Origin of the sequence: Pseudomonas sp. HS-18 (genome assembly GCF_020401845.1) — a bacterium.
Lineage (GTDB): Bacteria > Pseudomonadota > Gammaproteobacteria > Pseudomonadales > Pseudomonadaceae > Pseudomonas > Pseudomonas nitroreducens.
Genome location: NZ_CP084413.1, coordinates 6,432,247 through 6,450,633 on the forward strand (window position 1 = coordinate 6,432,247; position 18,387 = coordinate 6,450,633).

An 18,387-nucleotide genomic window follows, 5' to 3' on the forward strand; every position below is an offset into this window, starting at 1 on the left:
AGAGAACAGAGGAGCAGTCCGGGCCGCGCCCGGGTCAGGTTCCCGAACAGAACAACAAGCATAAGAAACGCCTCCAGCGAGGCGACTGTGACTAGCGTGAGGTGATCGAATGAACGCGTTCAACCCCGGAGTTCCCCCGCAAAACCGAGCTCCGCAGTCCATCGGCTTCCTGCTGCTGGACAACTTCACCCTGATCTCCCTGGCCTCGGCGGTGGAACCGCTGCGCATGGCCAACCAGCTGTCCGGTCGTGAACTCTACCGCTGGCACACCCTGAGCCTCGACGGCCGCCAGGTCTGGGCCAGCGACGGCCTGCAGATCACTCCTGACGCAGCCTGCGACAGCGCTCCGCAGATGGACACGCTGATCGTGGTCGGTGGCGTCGGCATCCAGCGCAGCGTCACCCGCGAGCACACCACCTTCCTCCAGGCCCAGGCGCGCCTGGGTCGCAAGCTCGGCGCCGTGTGCACCGGCAGCTGGGCCCTGGCCCGCGCCGGCCTGCTCGACGGCTACGACTGCTCGGTGCACTGGGAATGCCTGGCCGCCATGCAGGAAGCCTTCCCCCGCGTGGCCATGAGCACCCGCCTGTTCTCCATCGACCGCAACCGCTTCACCTCCTCCGGCGGCACCGCGCCGATGGACATGATGCTGCACCTGATCGGCCGCGAGCACGGCCGCGAGCTGTCGGCGGCGATCTCCGAAATGTTCATCTACGAGCGCATCCGCAACGAGCAGGACCACCAGCGCGTGCCGCTCAAGCACATGCTCGGCACCAACCAGCCCAAGCTGCAGGAAATTGTCGCGCTGATGGAAGCCAACCTCGAGGAACCCATCGACCTCGACGAACTGGCCGTCTACGTCAATGTCTCGCGTCGCCAGCTCGAGCGCCTGTTCCAGAAGTACCTGCACTGCTCGCCGTCGCGCTACTACCTGAAGCTGCGCCTGATCCGCGCGCGCCAGTTGCTCAAGCAGACCTCCATGTCCATCATCGAAGTCGCCTCGGTCTGTGGCTTCGTCTCCACGCCGCACTTCTCCAAGTGCTACCGCGAGTACTTCGGCATCCCGCCGCGCGACGAGCGCCAGGGCCAGCCGATCGGCCAGCCGGTCATGGTCATGCCGATCCCGCAGGATCTCGCCCTCATGCCCAACTCCTCGGCCATCTCGGCCCTCAGTCAGGCCCAGGGCGAATCCACCTTCGCCAGCGTGCGGGTGCTCTGAATCCAGGGAGGCGGGAAACGAAAAGGGGAGGCCCATGGCCTCCCTTTTTTCATTCCTGTGACGCATTACGCCCCATCATTCAGATTCGTCTGAATCGCAAATCGCGCTGAATCTCGCAGTCTCCGAAGGGTTCGCCAGCATTCTTCGGAACCTCGGGACACATGGAAACCGCCCTCGAATACCTGGCCCAGCGAACGCGGGAGCTCTATCGCAAGGCCATCGAACAGGATCACGCAAGCCTGACCGGCATCCAGCTGCTGCGCCAACTCGAACGCCTGCGCCCGGAAATCTTCGACGTCAGCCGCCACCTCACCGACCTTTTCGGCGAGCACACCGGCGCGCTCGAACAGGCCAGGGCCGACAAGGCGGAAAAACTCATCGTCGCCCTCCACCGCCGGCTGCTCAGTGGCTACTGGCACCTGCTGCGCACCCGCCGCGCCGAGCGCAAGACCGCCGCCCTGCTGATGCAACGCATGGTCCGCAGCCTGCAGGAAATCCACTTCAACTGCCTGCAGAACCACCACCCCGCCCCGCCAGGGCTGTGGAGCCTGCTGCACCAGGTGTACGGGCGCGCCCTGCGAATCGAAGTCCAGCACCTGCCCATCGACGACGGCGAAGCCTTCGAGCCGCGCAGCCAGACCGTCGCCGGTGGCTATCTGCACTGCCTGCTCGTGGTTGGCTCCCGGCCGTTGGAGATTCCCACGCAATACCTGCCGGCATTGATCGAATCGACCCAGGTCTTCTCCTCCATCGTGCACATCCGACCGGAGCAACCTGGCAGCCATTGGCTGCTCGAACGCGAGTACGACCGGCCCTTCCGCGAACCCGACACGACCAGCCGTGAGCAGGGCCTCGCCCTGGCGCTCGACGAACTGCTGGACATGCTCAAGCGCTTCACCGACGCGAGTGCAGGCGACTCAGCCTTTGACCTGAATGCCCACCTGCTCGCTTGCTGGAACGAAACCGGCACCGAGCCCTGGCAGGTCTGCCGGGGCTTCCCGGCACTGCTCGCGCACCTGGGCGTCGCCGACGACACACGCCTGGATGCGAGCCACTTCGAGCGCCAGCAAGAAGTGAGCGATGTCTGGTCCCAGCAACGCGGCGGCCGTGGCGGGCTGGACGAGATGGTCGCGCACCCGCACGACATCGAATTCAACCGCCCGGTGTCCGAGGCCAGCCTCCCGCCTGCCTGGCCGCTGACGCAGCCTCGTAGCAGCGAACGGCACTTCAGCGGCCACTGGGAAGGCTCGCCGCCACCCACCGTCGGCGAGCTGCTTGGCATCCGCCAGTCGGCCAGCGGCTCCTGGTACCTGGCGCAGGTGGAAAGCCTCCGCCTGCTCGGCGGCGAACGCTACGAGTTGCGCGGCGCCTGGCTTTCCTCAGAGCCGCGCCCCTGCCGCCTCAGCCTGCGCAGCAAACTGCAGGAGAGCGCGCCGCGCCACGGCTTGCTGTTGCCTGAAGGGAATGGGTTGCGCGTGCTCTGCCCGACACTGCCGCTGGATGCCGGGCGAAAGGTCACGGTGGAGGACCAGGGCCGACGCTACCTGGCCCTGCTGGGCGATCCCATTGGCGACACCTTCCCGCTGTCACCGCTGGAAGTGGCCGCCGACCTGCCCTGAAGGCAGGGCCGGCGCCAGCGGCGATCACAACGCCTTGGGTACCAGCGCCGGCAGCAGCTGGCGGGAGATCGCCTCGCGTACGGCCGGCAGCAGGGTGGCGTTGCCGGCGAGCATTTCCTCCACCAGGCGACGCAGCGCCAGGGAGCGCTCCGGCGTCAGACCACGCACGGCGTATTCGCAGGCCTGCTCCGCGGTGACATCCGGCGGCACGGCGAAGCCCAGCGCTTGCAGGCGTTCGCGGAAATCGTCCTGGTCGATCAGGTCGGCGTGCATCATCACGGGTCTCCTTGGGAGCGGCAGGGTCTGCCTCGATTCTGGTAAGCCCGGCGGGGCGCGGCAAGCACCTGTCCGGCGGAATGTCCGCGGCGGGCAAGCGCAGGTCGTTTTCGGCTAACCGGGGCGGCAGCGCGGCGCGCAGACTGGCTTCCACACCCTGCGGCGGCACCAGCACCGGCTGCAGGGCCTCGCACACTGAGAGCCCGCATCGGCTCGATTTGTCCCCTGCCGCGCGTCGGGCGCCGCAGGGGATTTTTTTGGCTCAGCGCAAGTGGCGGCGCAGGAATGCCAGCAGAGCGACGCGCAACTGCACCACTTCCGCCACGTCGTGGGCGCGCAGGCAGCCGTGGACCAGGCCGGGCCCGGCGAAGTACTCCACGTCCACGCCAGCCGCGCGCAGACGGTCACGGTAGAGAGCACCGTCATCGCGCAGCGGGTCGAATTCGGCGACAGCGATGAAGGCCGGCGGCAGACCACGCAGGTCTTCGGCCATCAGCGGCAGCGCGAGGGGATCGCGACGGTCGGCGGGCCGCGACAGGTAGGCGTTCAAACAGTTATCCACCTCCTCGCTGGTCAGCAGGGGCGCGTTGGCGCACTGCGTGCGCGAGGGTGTCGGCTGGTCGCCCAGAGCAGGGTAGATCAGCGCCTGGGCCCCCGGCAGCGGCTCTCCCGTGTCGCGCAGGGCGAGGCAGAGCGCGGCGCTCAAATTGCCGCCGGCACTGTCGCCGGCCACCACCAGGCGGGCGATGTCCACCGGTTCGCCCAGGCTGCCGCTGCGCAGGCGCTGCCAGACGATCCGGCAGTCGTGCAGGGCGGCGGGATAGGGATGCTCCGGCGCCAGCCGGTAGCTGACGGCAACCACCAGGGCCTGGAGCCGGGCGGCCAGTTCCGCGCAGATGACGTCGTGGCTGCCGGCATTGCCCAGCGTCCAGCCGCCACCGTGCAGATAGAGCACCGTGGGCCAGCCGCTTTCCGGCGCGAGCGAGGCGGGCCGGTAAAGACGGATTTCCGGCAGGCCTTCCAGCAGCAGTTCGCTGATGCAAAGCCCAGCCGGGCGCCGCGGGCAGAAGGCCTCGGCCATGCGTAGATAACCTTCGCGCTGGGCGGCGAGGGTGGGACTGGCGACGGCCATCGATTGCGTGCGAACGACGAACGCCTGCATGGCATCGGACAGCGGATAGCGCCGCGTCATGGAGCGCTCAACCCGGCAGGCCGATGACACGGCCCACGTAGTCCGGACGCGGCAGCGGCCGATGGGCCTCGGCCAGCGCCAGCACGCGCTCCAGCACCACGCCTTCGAAGGGCGCTGAACGTGCCCCGCCTTCGAGGTTCACGTGCAGCAGCATCTGTTCGCTGGCGGCCAGGGCGAGATCTTCGCCGGCGCGGTGCAGGCTGTGGAAAACATGCAGGCGCTTGCGGTCGTGGGCGATCAGTTGGGTGCGCACTTCGACCTTTTCACCCTCCTTCACCTCGTGCAGGTAGTTCAGGTGTACTTCGAGGGTGAACAGGGAAGCGCTGGTGGCGGCGCGATGCTCCGCGTCGAGGCCCAGGTGATCCATCAGGGCGTCGGTGGCGTAGCTGAACAGCAGCAGGTAGAAGGCGTCGCGCAGGTGGCCGTTGTAGTCGGTCCATTCGGCGAGGATGGGGGTTTCCCAGGTTTTCAGGGCGTGCATGGCTGTGCGTCCGTGAGGCCCTCACCCAGCCCTCTCCCAGTAGGGAGAGGGGCGGTTCGGAGCGGGTGATGAACCGTGAGGTTAGTCGGCGAAGGCGAAGCCGTGTCTGGACTTGGTGTCCTTGATGGCGCCGAGTACCGCCAGCAGGCAGTCGTCGCGGTAGCGCTCCAGCTCGGCAATGCTCCGCGAGCCCTGCTGTTCACTGGTGCCTTCCACGACGCGGTCGATCAGCGTGTCGGTCAGCTCCGGGGCCGGCAGGTAGGTCCAGGGCAACTGCAGCGCCGGGCCGAACTGGGCCATGAAGTGACGCATCCCGGCGTTGCCGCCGGCCAGGGTGTAGGTGAGGAAGGTGCCCATGAACGACCAGCGCAGGCCGGCGCCGAAGCGGATGGCGTCATCGATCTCGCCGGTGCTGGCCACGCCATCGTTGACCAGGTGCAGCGCCTCGCGCCAGAGGGCTTCGAGCAGGCGGTCGGCGATGAAGCCCGGTACTTCCTTCCTCACGTGCAGTGGCCGCATGCCGAGCGATTCGTAGACCTTGATCGCGGCCTGGACGGCTTCGGGCGCGGTCTTCTCGCCGCCCACCACTTCCACCAGCGGCAGCAGGTACACCGGATTAAACGGATGGCCGACCACGCAGCGCTCGGGGTGTGTGGCGTCGGCGTAGAACTCGCTGGGCAGCAGGCCCGAGGTGCTGGAGCCGATCAGGGCGTTGGGCTTGGCGGCGGCGCTGATCCTGGCGTGCAGCTCGCACTTCAGGTCGAGGCGTTCGGGGGCGCTTTCCTGAATGAAGTCGGCGTCGCGCACGCACTCTTCGATGGTCGCGACAAAGCGCAGGCGGTCCTGCGAGGCGCCGGGGGCGAGGCCAGCCTTTTCCAGCGCCGGCCAGGCATTGGCGATGCGCGCGCGCAGAGCGGCTTCGGCGCCGGGAGCCGGGTCCCAGGCGACGACGTCGAGGCCGTGGGCCAGGGCGCGGGCGACCCAGCCACTGCCGATGACGCCGCTGCCGAGGGCGGCGAAGGTTTTGATGTCGGTGATGAAGGGCATGGTAGCTCCAGCAGGAATGAGGGATTACCTGTAGGAGCGAGCTTGCTCGCGAACAAAGTCCGCAGCGGGGCTGGTTCGCGAGCAAGCTCGCTCCTACGAAGAGCAGTTCGTACGCAGGGTGATTGGATCAGCGCGGCTTGAGATTCATCTTCCTGCGCCCCTCGGCCGGGGTCAGGGCGCGGCCGCCCAGGCGCTGGATGATCTCGATGGCGCGTTCGACCAGTTGGCCGTTCGTGGCGTGCACACCACGGTCCAGCCAGATGTTGTCTTCCAGGCCGACCCGCACGTTGCCGCCCAGCAGCATGGCCTGGGCGACCATGGGCATCTGCGAGCGGCCGATGCCGAAGCCGGCCCAGGTCAGGCCGTCGGGGATGTTGTCGGCCATGGCCTTCATGGTGGTGGTGTCCGCCGGTGCGCCCCACGGGATGCCGAGGCAGATCTGGATCAGCGGGTCTTCCAGCAGGCCTTCCTTGAGCATCTGCCTGGCGAACCAGAGGTGGCCGGTGTCGAAGATTTCCAGCTCGGCCTTCACGCCCAGTTCGGTGATGCGCTTGGCGCCGGCACGCAGTTGGGCCGGGGTGGAGACGTAGATGAAGTCGCCATCGCCGAAGTTCAGGGTGCCGCAGTCCAGGGTGCAGATTTCCGGCAACAGTTCCTCGACATGCTTCAGGCGCTCCAGCGGGCCGACCAGGTCGGTGCCGGCGCCGAACTCCAGCGGCTGTTCGCCCTGGCCGATCTGCAGGTCGCCGCCCATGCCGGCGGTGAGGTTGATGATGACGTCGGTGTCGCTTTCGCGGATGCGCTCGACCACTTCACGGTAGAGCTTCACGTCGCGGCTGGGCTTGCCGGTCTGCGGGTCGCGGACGTGGCAGTGGGCGACGGTGGCGCCGGCCTTGGCAGCCTCGATGGCGGCGGCGGCGATTTCCTTCGGGGTGACGGGAATGGCAGGGTGCTTGCCGACGGTGTCGCCGGCGCCGGTCACCGCACAGGTGACAATGACTTCGTAGTTCACGGTGGCTGTCCTTCTTGAGGTCGAACGAACCCACTGCGCGCCAGGCGACGCGCAGGGAGTTGCTGGTAGAGGGTTACTTGAGCGAGGCCTGTACGGCGGCGAGGCCGTCCTTGCCATCGAAGGTGGTCACGCCGTCGAGCCAGGCCCTGAGCGGCTCGGGGTTCTGCTTCAGCCAGGCCTTGGCGGCATCCACCGGCTGGCTGCGGTCGAGGATCGGTACCATCACCTGGCTCACCTGCTGGCTGCTGAACTTGAGGTTGTGCAGCAGCTTGGCGACGTTGCCGCACTGCGCCTGGTAGCCGCCGGCGGTCATGATCGAGACAGTGGCGGAGCCTTCGTTCGGGCCGAATACGTCGTCGCTGCCGGTGAGGTATTTCATGTCGATCTGCAGGTTCATCGGGTGCGGCTTCCAGCCGAAGAAGACCACCCACTGCTTGCGCTTGATGGCGCGCTTGACCGCGGTGAGCATGCCGGCCTCGCTGGATTCGACGATCTGGAAGCCCTTCAGGCCGAACTTGTCGTCGGCGATCATCTTCGCGGTGATGCGGTTGGAGCCGCTGCCGGGCTCGATCAGGTAGATCTTGTTGCCCAGCTTGTCCTTGAACTTGGCGATGTCGGCGAAGGTCTTCAGACCGCCGTCGTAGACGTAGGTCGGCACGGCGTAGGTGGACTGCGCATCGGGCAGGGTCGGCGGGGTGATCACGTCGAGTTGCTGCTTGTCGAGGTAGGGCTTGGCCACCGGCTGCATGGTCGGCTGCCAGTAACCGAGGAAGACATCGAGCTGCTTGTCGGCCATGCCGGCCAGGATGATCTGCTGCGAGGCGCTGGTCTGCTTGACCTTGTAGCCCAGGCCGTCGAGCACGGCTTCGGCCACGGCGCTGCTGGCCACCACGTCGGTCCAGTTCACCGTGCCCATGCGCACGTTCTGGCACTGGGCGGGCTCGGCGGCCCAGGTGGTGCTGGCGGCGAGCATGAGCGCGGCACAGCCGAACGCTCGGATCGATAGCTTCATGACTTCTCCCTCAAGGCCTTTGCGGCGTTGGTTATCGTTGTTGTACGTCATGCGGCCCTCACGGGGGCTGGAGAACAAATTACGCACGCGCCGCCCCGGTGAGTCGCACAGTGGCGACCAGCTCTTGCACAGCAGCGACCTCCCCGATTGCCAGGGCGACGTCCATGGTCCATAAGCATGGGCAGGCTGCCACTACGCCGCCCTCCAATCGCACGGTACCCGCCATGTCCCAAGACTTCTGGTTCCTGCTGTTGCCCGGTTTTTCGGTGATGGGTTTCGTTTCCGCCGTCGAGCCGCTGCGGGTGGCCAACCGCTTCCGCGGCGAGCTGTACCGCTGGCACCTGATGAGCCTGGACGGCGGCCCGGTGCTGGCCAGCAACGGCATGTCGATGAACGCCGACAGCGGCCTGGAAGCGCTGCGCGAAGGCGATACGCTGCTGGTGGTGGCCGGTTTCGACCCGCTGCGCGCCTGCACGCCGGCGCTGCTGCATTGGCTCAAACGGCTGGATCGTGACGGCGTGACGCTGGGTGGCATCGACACCGGCAGCTTCGCGCTGGCCGAGGCCGGATTGCTGCAGCGCCAGCGCTGCACGGTGCACTGGGAAGCGCTGGACGCCTTCCGGGAGACTTATCCACAGGTGCAGGCGACCCAGGAGCTGTTCGAGATCGACGGCCCGCGCATCACCTCCGCCGGCGGCACCGCGTCCATCGACCTGATGCTCGACCTGATCGCCCAGGACCATGGGCCGGAGTTGGCCGTGCAGGTGTCGGAGCAGTTCGTGGTCGGGCGCATCCGCCCCCGCCAGGACCACCAGCGCCTGCAGGTCGCCAGCCGTTATGGCGTCTCCAACCGCAAGCTGGTGCAGGTGATCGGCGAGATGGAGCGCCACACCGAGCCACCGCTGACGACGCTGGAGCTGGCCGAACGCATCCAGGTCACCCGGCGCCAGCTGGAGCGCCTGTTCCGCCTGCACCTCAACGACACGCCATCGAACTTCTACCTCGGCCTGCGCCTGGACAAGGCGCGCCAGTTGCTGCGCCAGACCGACATGAGCGTGCTGGAGATCGGCGTGGCCTGCGGGTTCGAGACGCCTTCCTACCTGTCGCGCAGTTACCGGGCAAAGTTCGGCGTGTGCCCGAGCCAGGATCGGGTGGGGTTGCGCAAGGCGGTGGCCAAGGCCTGAAAACCCGTAGGAGCGAGCTTGCTCGCGAACCGCCCAACCAAAGCGCCGCCGGTTGACGCTGTTCGCGAGCAAGCTCGCTCCTACAAAGAGCAAAAGCGATTGGCAATATCTGTGGGATTACCGTCATTTACCCCATGGCAGCTCGGGCGGAGTATGGAGACCAGGCTCCAAACCCCACTGCCTTTCGGAGGCCACCATGAGCGAAGCCCGTCCCCCTCTTCCGCCCTTCACCCGCGAAACCGCCATCCAGAAAGTCCGCCTCGCCGAGGACGGCTGGAACAGCCGCGATCCGCACCGCGTGTCGCTGGCCTACACAGCGGACAGCCGCTGGCGCAACCGCGCGACCTTCGTCCAGGGCCGCGAGCAGATCGTCCAGTTCCTCACCGCCAAATGGGTGCGCGAGCAGCAGTACCGGCTGATCAAGGAACTCTGGGCGTTTACCGAGAACCGCATCGCCGTGCGTTTCGCCTACGAATGGCACGACGATTCGGGCAACTGGTTCCGCTCCTATGGCAACGAGAACTGGGCCTTCGACGAGAACGGCCTGATGTTCGAGCGCCACGCCAGCATCAATGACCTGCCGATCAGCGAGGACGAACGCCTGTTCCGCTGGCCGCAAGGGCGCCGGCCGGATGAGCATCCGTCGCTGAGCGAGCTGGGGCTGTAGGAAACGCTATCCATAGGCACAACCGACGGCACTCGTAGGATGGCGTGGAGCGAAGCGATACCAATCGATTACCGGTAAGTCCGCTGATGGGTATCGCAAGCTCCACCCATCCTACGATCGAGCAAGCAGGAACTGTAGGAGCGAGCTTGCTCGCGAACGGATTCAGCCGGCGACTCCATGAGCCGCGCTGGTTCGCGAGCAAGGGCTAGGCGCCCCCCTCGCTCCTACAAAGTGCCGTCAGGCGGGGACGGCGCGGGCGGGAACGGTGGAGGAGATGCGGCTGTCTTCCAGGATCATCGCCGCCGCGCGCTCGCCGAGCATGATGCACGGTGCGTTGGTGTTGCCACTGATCAGCGTCGGCATGATCGACGCGTCCACCACGCGCAGGCCCTTCAGGCCGTGCACGCGCAGGCGCAGGTCGACCACCGCCATCGCGTCCTCACCCATCTTGCAGGTGCCCACTGGGTGGAACACGGTGGCGGCGTATTCGCGCAGGTGCTCGAGCAGTTGCTCATCGGTCTGCACCTGCGGGCCGGGGAGCATTTCGGCGCCGCGGATGTTGTCGAACTCCGGCTGGGCGAGAATCTTGCGCGCCAGCTTCACGCCTTCCACCAGCACGCGGCCGTCCTCCTCGTTGGCGAGGAAGTTGTAGTCGATCTCGATGTCGCCGCCGGGCTTCACGCGCAGCTCGCCGATGCTCTTCGGACGCAATACGCAGGTGTGCACGGCGTAGCCATGGCCCCACTCGAACAGGCGGCCACGGTGGCTGCGGTAACCGGGGACGAAGTGGAACTGCACATCGGCCAGCGAATCGGCCAATGGTGTGCGGGCGAAGCCACCGGCCTCGACGTAGTTGGTGGTCAGCCAGCCCTTCTTCGCCAGCAGGTACTTGAACGGCGACAGCAGGATCTGCGGCAGCGAGCCGAGGGAGAAGCCCAGGCTCAGCGGGCTGGGCGAGCGCACGGTGACCAGGCCGTCGAGGTGGTCCTGGAGGTTCTTGCCAACGCCCGGCAGGTCGTGCTTGACCGCGATGCCGGCAGCTTTCAATTCCTCACCCGGACCGATGCCCGAAGCCAGGAGAATCTGCGGCGAGCCGAGGGAGCCGGCCGACAGAATCACTTCGCGGCGCGCCAGCAGGCGCTCGCCGCTGCGCAGTTCGATGCCGGTGACGCGCTCGCCTTCCAGCAGCAGGCGACCCACCTGGCGGCCAGTCAGCACGGTGAGGTTCGGCCGCTGCAGCGGCGCGACGAAGGCGCGGTAGCTGCTCAGGCGCTTGGCGTCCTTCTGGGTCACGTTGTAGATGCCCACGCCCTCGAATTCGCGGCCGTTGAAGTCATCGTTGCGGCGCAGGCCGAGGTGTTCGGCAGCCTTGATGAACAGGTTCGACAACGGGTTGGGGTCACGCGGCTTGTCCACCACCAGCTCACCGAGGGTGCCATGCAGCGCCGGGTCCTGGCCGAGCAGGTTGCGCTCGGACTTCTTGAAGAACGGCAGCACGTCCTTCCAGCCCCAGCCGGGACAGCCGTCCTGCTCCCAGCGGTCGTAGTCGGAGGCGTGGCCACGGATGTAGATCATGCTGTTCATCGAGCTGGAGCCGCCCAGGGCCTTGCCACGCGGGCAGTGCAGCGAGCGGTTGTTCAGGCGCTTCTGCGGCGCGGAATAGAAGTTCCAGCTGAAGATCTTGCTCTTGTACAGCGTGATGGTGCCGGCCGGGGTCTGCACGCGCGGGCTGGCATCGCTGCCGCCGGCTTCCAGGAGGCAGACGCGCACGGACGGGTCGGCGCTCAGGCGGTTGGCCAGCACGCAGCCGGCAGAACCGGCGCCGACGATGAGGTAGTCGTAGGTGGAATCGTTGGAGGAGGACATGGGGGCTCCCTTTGGAGTCGTGCGTGAATGGCAGAACCCCTCACCCCAACCCTCTCCCGAGGGAGAGGGGGCCGAACGGTGCTGCAGCGAATCACCGCATCGGCCGGCGCCCTGCAGGGGGCGCCAGCCGGCGGCAGGTCAGTGCGCTTCTTCCAGGTCGTCGTGCAGCAGCCCGAGGATCTCGCGCTTCATCTCGATGAACTGGCGGTCCATGACCATGTCCAGCGAGCGCGGGCGCTCGATGGGCACGTCGAGGATGCGCTTGATGCGGCCGGGGCGTGCGCCCATGACGTAGACGCGATCGCCCAGCAGGATGGCCTCGTCGATGTCGTGGGTGACGAACACCACGGTCTTCTTGCTGTGGTCCCACACGCGCAGCAGCAGTTGCTGCATCTGCATACGGGTCTGGCTGTCGAGGGCGCCGAAGGGCTCGTCCATCAGCAGGATCTGCGGGTCGTTGGCCAGCGCGCGGGCGATCGCCACGCGCTGCATCATTCCGCCGGAGAGCTGCTTGGGATAGTTGTTCTCGAAGCGGCGCAGGCCGACTTCGTCGAGGTAGTAGTCGACGATCTCGCGGCGCTCGGCCGCCGGCATGCCGCGACGCTTGAGGCCGAACTCGACGTTCTGGCGCACGGTCAGCCAGGGGAACAGGGTGTAGCTCTGGAACACCATGCCGCGGTCGGCGCCCGGGCCGTCGACCAGTTGGCCGCCGACATAGATGTCGCCTTCGGTGGGCTCGGCCAGGCCGGCAGTGAGGTAGAGCAGGCTCGACTTGCCGCAGCCGGACGGGCCGACGATGACCGCGAACTGCTGGTCCGGCACTTCGAAGGAGACGCTCTCCAGCGCGCTGAAGGTGCCGCCCTCGGGCGTGCGGTAGCGCAGGCTGACGTTCTCCACCCGCAGGCGCGGTGGCCTGGCTTGTTCCTGACCGGTCACGGCCGCTTCTTCCTGCTTGATCGCTACTGCGCCCATGACGCCACCTTCAGTCGGATGAATCGGAAGAGTTGGTCGGTGATCAGGCCCAGCAGGCCAATGATGGCGATGGCCAGGAAGATCACGTCGACCTGGAAGCCGCGCATGGCCTTGAGGCTGATGTAGCCCAGGCCGCTGGAGGCGGCGACCAGTTCGGCCACGACCAGGTAGGTCCAGGCCCAGCCCATGGTCACGCGCAGGGTGTCGAGCACGCCCGGCAGCGACGCCGGGCCGAGCACGTGAAGGACCACGTCGCGGCGGTTGCAGCCCAGGGTGTAGGACGCATTGACCAGGTCCTTGGCGACGCCGCGGGAAACGTCCGCGATCATCACCAGTTGCTGGAAGAACACGCCGAAGATGATCACGGTGACGCGCTGTTCCAGGCCGATGCCGATCCACAGGATGAACAGCGGCACGAAGGAGGTCACCGGCAGGTAGCGAATGAAGTTCACCAGCGGTTCGAGGAAGGCCTGGACGATGCGGAAGCTGCCCATCAACAGGCCCAGCGGCACCGCCACCAGCGAGGAGATGATGAAGCCGATCATCACCACCTTGACGCTGGCCATCACGTGGGTGGCGAGGGTGCCGTCACTGGCCAGGCGCACGCCGGCCGCGAGCACCGCGTCCGGGGTGGGCAGGAACATCGCCGGCACCACGCCGCCATAGGAGAGCCCGGCCCACAGACCGAACACGAGCAGCCAGCACAGGGTGCCGGCGGACCAGACCAGCTTCAGCGGCAGGTCGACCTTGGGCGTCAGGCAACGGCTGAGCCAGGATTGCGAACGACGAGGCATCGCGGATTCCTCCAGGCGAGCGGCACGGCGCCGCCCGCGGGGACAAGAGTGAGACGGTTACTCGGAGACGAAGCGCGGGTCGACCAGGTCGTCGTAGCTGACTTCCAGGCGCTTGCCCTGCAGGCCGCTCCAGGTTTCGTTGGCGAGGCGGATCAAGCCCTTGATGTCGCCGGGCTTGCCGGGAGTGCCAATGAGTTGCTCGCTCATGGCCTTGTCGTAGAAGCGCACGCCCTTGGCGGCATCGGCCAGGGCCTTGGGATCGGAGAGGTAACCGCCGACGCCCTTGGCCATGATGGCGTAGGCCTCGTCCGGGTGCTCCTTGGTGTACTGCACGGCCTTGTACAGGCCTTTCACCAGGGCCTTGACGTCCTCGGGCTGCTTCTCGATCACGTCGCAGTTGAGGGCGACCACGTCGACGATCACGCCGGGGGTGGTGGAGCTGTCTACCAGCACCTTGCCCTGCTGCTTCTCGCGTACCAGCGAAAGGTGCGGTTCCCAGGTCACGGCGGCGGGTACGCGGCCGGCGATGAAGGCGCTGGCGGCATCGTCGGCGGTCATGTTCTGCACCTTGATGTCGCTCATGCTCATGCCGGCGTGCTTGAGCAGGTAGGCCAACCAGAACTGCGAGACAGAGCCTTCGTTGACCGCCACTTCCTGGCCCTTCAGCTGGGCCAGGGAGGTGACGTCCTTGCCCACCAGCACGCCGTCGCCGCCATGGCTGTCGTCCAGCGCAGCCACGGCCTTGAAGCAGAACTTCGGCCGGTACTTGAGGATTTCGTCGATGGTGGAAGCGGAGCCGGAGAGCTGGCCGGAGGCCTGGGCCGCCATGTACATCGAGGCTTCCTCGATGGTGGTCAGCTGCAAGTCGAGGCCCTGCTCCTTGAAGTAGCCCAGGTCGCGGGCGAGATAGAGGGTGCCGTAGCCGACCCAGGTGGTATGGCCGATGGACAGGGTACCGGCCTGCGCGCCAGAAGCGGCGGCGAGAGCCAGGGCGGAACACGCGATGGAACGCACGAGCAAGGACTTGATCATGAAGCACTCCCACAGCCGTTTGGCTTTGTTGTTGATTTACTGCGGCAGTGGCCAGGAGGCCGGTAGAACCGGGACATGGGCGGCATCGGGCTCTATGGCCCAGCGTCTGAAGGCTTTGTCTCGCGACATGTCTGACAGGCCGATGGTGGCCGAAGCGGGAGGCTCGGAAAATTATTAAATATGTCGTTGCGCCATAAGAAAAAGCTGCCTTGCCGGCGAAATTGCACCAGCATGGCGCAGGGGAGAGCTCGGCCGCGCGCGGGTTGTTCTGCGCTGCACTATGGTTGAACGCAGCTCTCCTCAAGGAAGGTTTCCAGCATGGCCCCCCGCCCCATTCTCTCGGCCCTGGCGCTCGTCGCCGGGCTGTCGTTGCATCCCGCTGCTGCCGTTGCCGCCCAGGGCCAACCACAGGTCAGTGCGCCCGCTTCGCCGGCAATGGCCGAAGAACTGAAATGGCCCCGGGATTTCGCCCTGGGCGACCAGCATGTGCAGATCTTCCAGCCGCAGATCGAAGACTGGGACGGCACCCGCATGGGCGGCCGGGCGGCCATCGCCATCGGCGCCGCCAATGCCGCGCCCACCTACGGGGTGGCGCAGTTCTCCGCCGCCGCCGCCATCGACAAGGCCAGCGGCCTGGTGCAACTCACCGACCTGCGCATCGAAAAGGTCGAAGTCCCCACCGCACCAGACAGCGCCGACAAGGTGCGCGATGCCCTGGTGGCGCGGCTGCCCAAAGAAGGCCTGACAGTCTCCCTCGACCAGTTGCAGGCCAGCTACGCGGTGAACCAGCAACTGGACAAGCTGCGCCACGTGGAAGTGAAGAACGACGCGCCGCAGATCATTTTCGCCAGCACCCCGACCGTGCTGGTGATCATCGACGGCCAGCCGAAGTGGCAAGCCCTGACGGGCAGCGACTTCGAGCGGGTTATCAACAGCCGCGTGCTGCTCCTGCGCGACGCCCAGGGCAACAACTACCTGAACGCCGCCGGTAACTGGTACACGGCGCAGGCGCTGGACGGCACCTGGCTGGTGCTCAGCCAACCGCCCAAGGTGCTGCTCAGCGCCCAGCAGGCGGCGGAGAAGGCCGGCCCGGTGGACGCTCTGCTGCCCAAGAACGGCAAGAAGCCGGGCAAGGCGCCGGCCGTGCGGGTGGCCACGCAGCCCACCGAACTGATCGTCAGCGACGGCACCGCGCAGATGGCGCCGGTGGACGGCGTCAGCCTGCTGAGCCTGAACAATGCCGATCACGCGGTGTTCGTCGATCCGACCCACAACACCTGGTACGTGCTGGTATCCGGCCGCTGGTTCAGCGGCCCGGGTGAGAAAGGCCCGTGGACCTATGTGCCCGGCAAGGACCTGCCCGCCGACTTCGCGAAGATCTCCGCCAAGGACCCGAAAGCCAACGTCCTCGTGTCGGTTCCCGGTACGCCCCAGGCCAAGGAAGCCGCCATCTCCGCGAGCATTCCGCAGACTGCCAGCGTCTCGCGCAGCAAGGCCACGCTGAAGGTGACCTATGACGGCGCGCCGAATTTCCAGTCGATCACCGGCACCAGCCTGAACTACGCGGTGAACACGCCGACGCCAGTGATCGAAGTGACGGCCAACCAGTTCTTCGCCGTGAGCAACGGCGTCTGGTTCACCGCGCCCAGCCCGAGCGGGCCGTGGCAAGTGGCCACCGAAGTGCCCGCGGCGATCTACGGCATCCCGCCCAGTTCGCCGGTGTACTACGTGACGTATGTGCACATCTACTCGGTGACCCCGCAGACCGTGGTTGTCGGCTACACGCCGGGATACCTGGGCGTGGTGGTCAACAGCGACGGCACGGTGGTGTACGGCACGGGCTACGCCTATCCCGCCTATGTCAGCAGCACGGTGTACTACGGTTATCCACCGACCTATGGCTATGGCGCGGGCTTTGCCGTCGGCGCGCTGACCGGCTTCGCCTTCGGCTACGCCGCCGGGGCCTGGTGGGGCACGCCGGAGCCTTACTGGGGCCCGTACTGGGGACCTTATCCACAGGGCGGCTGGAGTTATACCAACATCAACCAGGCCAACTTCTACGGGCGCTGGGGCCAGGGCACCGTCACCCACGCCTATGGCTACAACGCCTGGACCGGCACCCAGTGGCAGGGCAGCTCGGCGGCCGGCTACAACCCGCGCACCGGCACCCGTTTCGCCGGTAGCCAGGGCGCGGCGTTCAACCCCTATACCGACCAGGGAGTGGCCGGGCGGCGCGGTGCCTATTCCAATGCTTCCACCGGTATCTCCGCCGCAGGGCGCAGTGGCGTGGCCTACGATGCCGATAGCGGCGACTTCAAGGCCGGCCAGCAGGGCGTGAAGCACAACGCCCAGACCGGTCGCACCACCATCGCCGAGCGCGGGGTATCCGGCGATGTGGATGACGGCCGCGACAGCTACGACCACGACAACCGCGGCGTGACCTACAACCGCCGCACCGGCAACGCCGTGGCCTGGAAGAATGGCGACGTCTACGCCGGGCACGATGGCAACGTCTACCAGCACACCGACAACGGCTGGCAGCAACACACCAGCAATGGCTGGCAGCCCGTCCAGCCGAACCAGGCCAACATGCGTGGGCAACTGGAGCAGCAGTACCAGTCGCGGCAGGTCGGCCAGCAGCGCTTCAATCAGACGCAGCGGCAGTGGGGCGGTGGAGGGCATTTCGGCGGCGGCCACATTGGCGGCGGCGGTTTCCGCCGCTGAGGGTGTGGACAAGGTTTTCCACACCGCCTGAGCCTGTGGAAAACCACTTCGGGCAAGGATCGGCACTTATCCACACACCTTGCCCTTGCCCCCTCACCCTCGGCAAGATGCCCGCTCCCACCACCCTCTTGGGGTTGCCGTGACCGCTCTGTTCCAGGCCCTGTGGCCATTGTTCGCGTTGATCGTCGGCGGCTTCGTGCTGCGCCGCAAAGGTTTCCCCGGCGAGGCCTTCTGGCCGGCAGCCGAGCGGCTCAACTACTTCATCCTGTTTCCTGCGCTACTGGCCAGCAGCCTGGCCAGCGCGCCGCTGAACGACCCCGGCCTCGCCCGCCAGGCGCTGGCAGTGGTGCTCGGGCTGGGTATCGCCTGGATTGCCCTGCTCATCGCCAAACGCCTGCGTGGCTGGAATGCCGCGCGCTTCGGCGCCATCGCCCAGGGCGTGCTGCGCTTCAACACCTACCTGGGGCTGGCGGCCGTGGGCAGCCTCTATGGCAAACCGGGCCTGACCCTGGCCGCGCTGATGCTGGCGCTGATGGTGCCGACAGTGAACGTGATGTCGGTCTGGGCGCTGACTGCCGAACGCGGCATCAGCCCGCGTTCGCTACTGCTGCCGATTGTCAGGAACCCGCTGATCCTCGCCTGCGTGGCGGGCGCGTTGCTGAATGTGAGCGGCATCGGCCTGCCCGGCGGTACGGACCGGCTGTTCAACCTGCTGGCCGTAGCGAGCCTGCCGCTGGGCCTGCTCTGCGTGGGTGCAGCACTACAGCCGCAGGAGCTGCGCGCGGAGGTCTCGGCACTGGGCTGGAACTGCGCAATCCGCCTGCTGGCCATGCCTTTGCTGGCCTTCGCCATCGCTCGCCTGCTGGCACTGCCGCCGCTGGAGAGCGCACTGCTGGTGATGTTCTTCGCGCTCCCCACAGCCCCGACCGCCTATGTACTGACCCGCCAGCTGGGCGGCGAAAGCGGACTGATGGCGGGGATCATCACCCTGCAGACACTGCTGGCCGGCGCCAGCCTGCTGCTGGTGATGGGTGCGATCCAGGCGCTGGGCTCCTGAAATTTGTCCACTGCATCTGGATTGAACCTGCGCAAATCCCCACCGATCTGTGGAAATATTCTGCGAAAGCCTGCTGAAAGCTTGACCCCCTAGCATCGCCGCCTCGGTCCTCCCGGCCGGACCTGCGTTCGCGCAGCGTACAAAAACAACAATCGGTGATCGCTCATGCCCCGTTTCCTGTCCGCCCCCGCTCCCACTCCGTCCGTACCACTCGTGCTTATCCACAGCCGCTGCTG

At 66.7% G+C, this 18,387-nt stretch carries 16 protein-coding genes; 6 read left to right on the plus strand and 10 right to left on the minus strand.

Going from position 1 to position 18,387, the window contains the following annotated elements:
* Positions 1-109: 109 nt before the first annotated feature.
* Complete coding sequence (locus tag LDJ84_RS29830; RefSeq protein ID WP_024766695.1) at positions 110-1,216, plus strand: GlxA family transcriptional regulator; 1,107 nt, start codon at positions 110-112, stop codon at positions 1,214-1,216.
* Between the two features lie 161 nt (positions 1,217-1,377).
* Positions 1,378-2,835 (plus strand): hypothetical protein, encoded by a 1,458-nt coding sequence (locus LDJ84_RS29835; protein WP_226045683.1) that lies wholly within the window; start codon positions 1,378-1,380, stop codon positions 2,833-2,835.
* A gap of 24 nt (positions 2,836-2,859) precedes the next feature.
* On the opposite strand, the gene LDJ84_RS29840 is transcribed toward LDJ84_RS29835, so the two are convergent.
* From LDJ84_RS29840 to LDJ84_RS29865, 6 genes are all read right to left on the minus strand, one after another.
* Positions 2,860-3,111, minus strand: coding sequence for a hypothetical protein (locus tag LDJ84_RS29840; protein WP_024766693.1), 252 nt, complete (start codon positions 3,109-3,111; stop codon positions 2,860-2,862).
* A 262-nt stretch (positions 3,112-3,373) separates the two neighbouring features.
* Positions 3,374-4,303, minus strand: a complete 930-nt coding sequence (locus tag LDJ84_RS29845; protein WP_226045684.1) for an alpha/beta hydrolase — start codon at positions 4,301-4,303, stop codon at positions 3,374-3,376.
* Between the two features lie 7 nt (positions 4,304-4,310).
* Positions 4,311-4,784, minus strand: coding sequence for a thioesterase family protein (locus LDJ84_RS29850; RefSeq protein ID WP_169889362.1), 474 nt, complete (start codon positions 4,782-4,784; stop codon positions 4,311-4,313).
* A gap of 81 nt (positions 4,785-4,865) precedes the next feature.
* Positions 4,866-5,831 (minus strand): L-carnitine dehydrogenase, encoded by a 966-nt coding sequence (locus LDJ84_RS29855; RefSeq protein ID WP_038803446.1) that lies wholly within the window; start codon positions 5,829-5,831, stop codon positions 4,866-4,868.
* A 127-nt stretch (positions 5,832-5,958) separates the two neighbouring features.
* Positions 5,959-6,843 carry a 3-keto-5-aminohexanoate cleavage protein gene (locus tag LDJ84_RS29860; protein WP_226045685.1) on the minus strand — a complete coding sequence of 295 codons (885 nt, stop codon included), beginning with the start codon at positions 6,841-6,843 and terminating at the stop codon, positions 5,959-5,961.
* 73 nt (positions 6,844-6,916) lie between these two features.
* Positions 6,917-7,855, minus strand: a complete 939-nt coding sequence (locus tag LDJ84_RS29865) for a choline ABC transporter substrate-binding protein (RefSeq protein WP_226045686.1) — start codon at positions 7,853-7,855, stop codon at positions 6,917-6,919.
* Between the two features lie 224 nt (positions 7,856-8,079).
* Between LDJ84_RS29865 and LDJ84_RS29870 the strand changes: the two genes are divergently transcribed.
* Both LDJ84_RS29870 and LDJ84_RS29875 read left to right on the plus strand, forming a co-directional pair.
* Positions 8,080-9,039, plus strand: coding sequence for a GlxA family transcriptional regulator (locus tag LDJ84_RS29870; protein ID WP_226045687.1), 960 nt, complete (start codon positions 8,080-8,082; stop codon positions 9,037-9,039).
* 196 nt (positions 9,040-9,235) lie between these two features.
* Entirely contained in the window at positions 9,236-9,706 is a 471-nt protein-coding gene (locus tag LDJ84_RS29875; RefSeq protein ID WP_226045688.1) for a DUF1348 family protein, read from the plus strand.
* A gap of 237 nt (positions 9,707-9,943) precedes the next feature.
* Here the strand turns inward: LDJ84_RS29875 and LDJ84_RS29880 are convergent, their stop codons facing one another.
* From LDJ84_RS29880 to LDJ84_RS29895, 4 genes are all read right to left on the minus strand, one after another.
* Complete coding sequence (locus tag LDJ84_RS29880) at positions 9,944-11,572, minus strand: GMC family oxidoreductase (RefSeq protein WP_226045689.1); 1,629 nt, start codon at positions 11,570-11,572, stop codon at positions 9,944-9,946.
* A 138-nt stretch (positions 11,573-11,710) separates the two neighbouring features.
* Positions 11,711-12,544, minus strand: a complete 834-nt coding sequence (locus tag LDJ84_RS29885) for an ABC transporter ATP-binding protein (RefSeq protein WP_024764975.1) — start codon at positions 12,542-12,544, stop codon at positions 11,711-11,713.
* A complete protein-coding gene (locus tag LDJ84_RS29890; protein WP_024764976.1) occupies positions 12,532-13,338 on the minus strand; it encodes an ABC transporter permease in 807 nt (268 codons plus the stop codon). The genes LDJ84_RS29885 and LDJ84_RS29890 overlap by 13 nt, the downstream gene beginning before the upstream one ends.
* Positions 13,339-13,395: 57 nt before the next feature.
* Positions 13,396-14,370, minus strand: a complete 975-nt coding sequence (locus LDJ84_RS29895) for an ABC transporter substrate-binding protein (RefSeq protein WP_024764977.1) — start codon at positions 14,368-14,370, stop codon at positions 13,396-13,398.
* Between the two features lie 318 nt (positions 14,371-14,688).
* On the opposite strand from LDJ84_RS29895, the gene LDJ84_RS29900 reads away from it, so the two are divergent.
* Both LDJ84_RS29900 and LDJ84_RS29905 read left to right on the plus strand, forming a co-directional pair.
* Positions 14,689-17,094 carry a carbohydrate-binding family V/XII gene (locus LDJ84_RS29900; protein ID WP_226045690.1) on the plus strand — a complete coding sequence of 802 codons (2,406 nt, stop codon included), beginning with the start codon at positions 14,689-14,691 and terminating at the stop codon, positions 17,092-17,094.
* Between the two features lie 85 nt (positions 17,095-17,179).
* The gene (locus LDJ84_RS29905) at positions 17,180-18,151 is read left to right on the plus strand and encodes an AEC family transporter (protein WP_176707206.1); all 972 of its coding nucleotides are present in this window, start codon (positions 17,180-17,182) and stop codon (positions 18,149-18,151) included.
* Positions 18,152-18,387 lie beyond the last annotated feature (236 nt).

Coding starts and splice junctions, on each gene's coding strand:
- LDJ84_RS29850 (WP_169889362.1), bottom strand. CDS start 4,784: ATGCACGCCCTGAAAACCTGGGAAACCCCCATCCTCGCCGAATGGACC.
- LDJ84_RS29865 (WP_226045686.1), bottom strand. CDS start 7,855: ATGAAGCTATCGATCCGAGCGTTCGGCTGTGCCGCGCTCATGCTCGCC.
- LDJ84_RS29840 (WP_024766693.1), bottom strand. CDS start 3,111: ATGATGCACGCCGACCTGATCGACCAGGACGATTTCCGCGAACGCCTG.
- LDJ84_RS29870 (WP_226045687.1), top strand. CDS start 8,080: ATGTCCCAAGACTTCTGGTTCCTGCTGTTGCCCGGTTTTTCGGTGATG.
- LDJ84_RS29875 (WP_226045688.1), top strand. CDS start 9,236: ATGAGCGAAGCCCGTCCCCCTCTTCCGCCCTTCACCCGCGAAACCGCC.
- LDJ84_RS29830 (WP_024766695.1), top strand. CDS start 110: ATGAACGCGTTCAACCCCGGAGTTCCCCCGCAAAACCGAGCTCCGCAG.
- LDJ84_RS29835 (WP_226045683.1), top strand. CDS start 1,378: ATGGAAACCGCCCTCGAATACCTGGCCCAGCGAACGCGGGAGCTCTAT.
- LDJ84_RS29845 (WP_226045684.1), bottom strand. CDS start 4,303: ATGACGCGGCGCTATCCGCTGTCCGATGCCATGCAGGCGTTCGTCGTT.
- LDJ84_RS29855 (WP_038803446.1), bottom strand. CDS start 5,831: ATGCCCTTCATCACCGACATCAAAACCTTCGCCGCCCTCGGCAGCGGC.
- LDJ84_RS29900 (WP_226045690.1), top strand. CDS start 14,689: ATGGCCCCCCGCCCCATTCTCTCGGCCCTGGCGCTCGTCGCCGGGCTG.
- LDJ84_RS29880 (WP_226045689.1), bottom strand. CDS start 11,572: ATGTCCTCCTCCAACGATTCCACCTACGACTACCTCATCGTCGGCGCC.
- LDJ84_RS29895 (WP_024764977.1), bottom strand. CDS start 14,370: ATGATCAAGTCCTTGCTCGTGCGTTCCATCGCGTGTTCCGCCCTGGCT.
- LDJ84_RS29890 (WP_024764976.1), bottom strand. CDS start 13,338: ATGCCTCGTCGTTCGCAATCCTGGCTCAGCCGTTGCCTGACGCCCAAG.
- LDJ84_RS29885 (WP_024764975.1), bottom strand. CDS start 12,544: ATGGGCGCAGTAGCGATCAAGCAGGAAGAAGCGGCCGTGACCGGTCAG.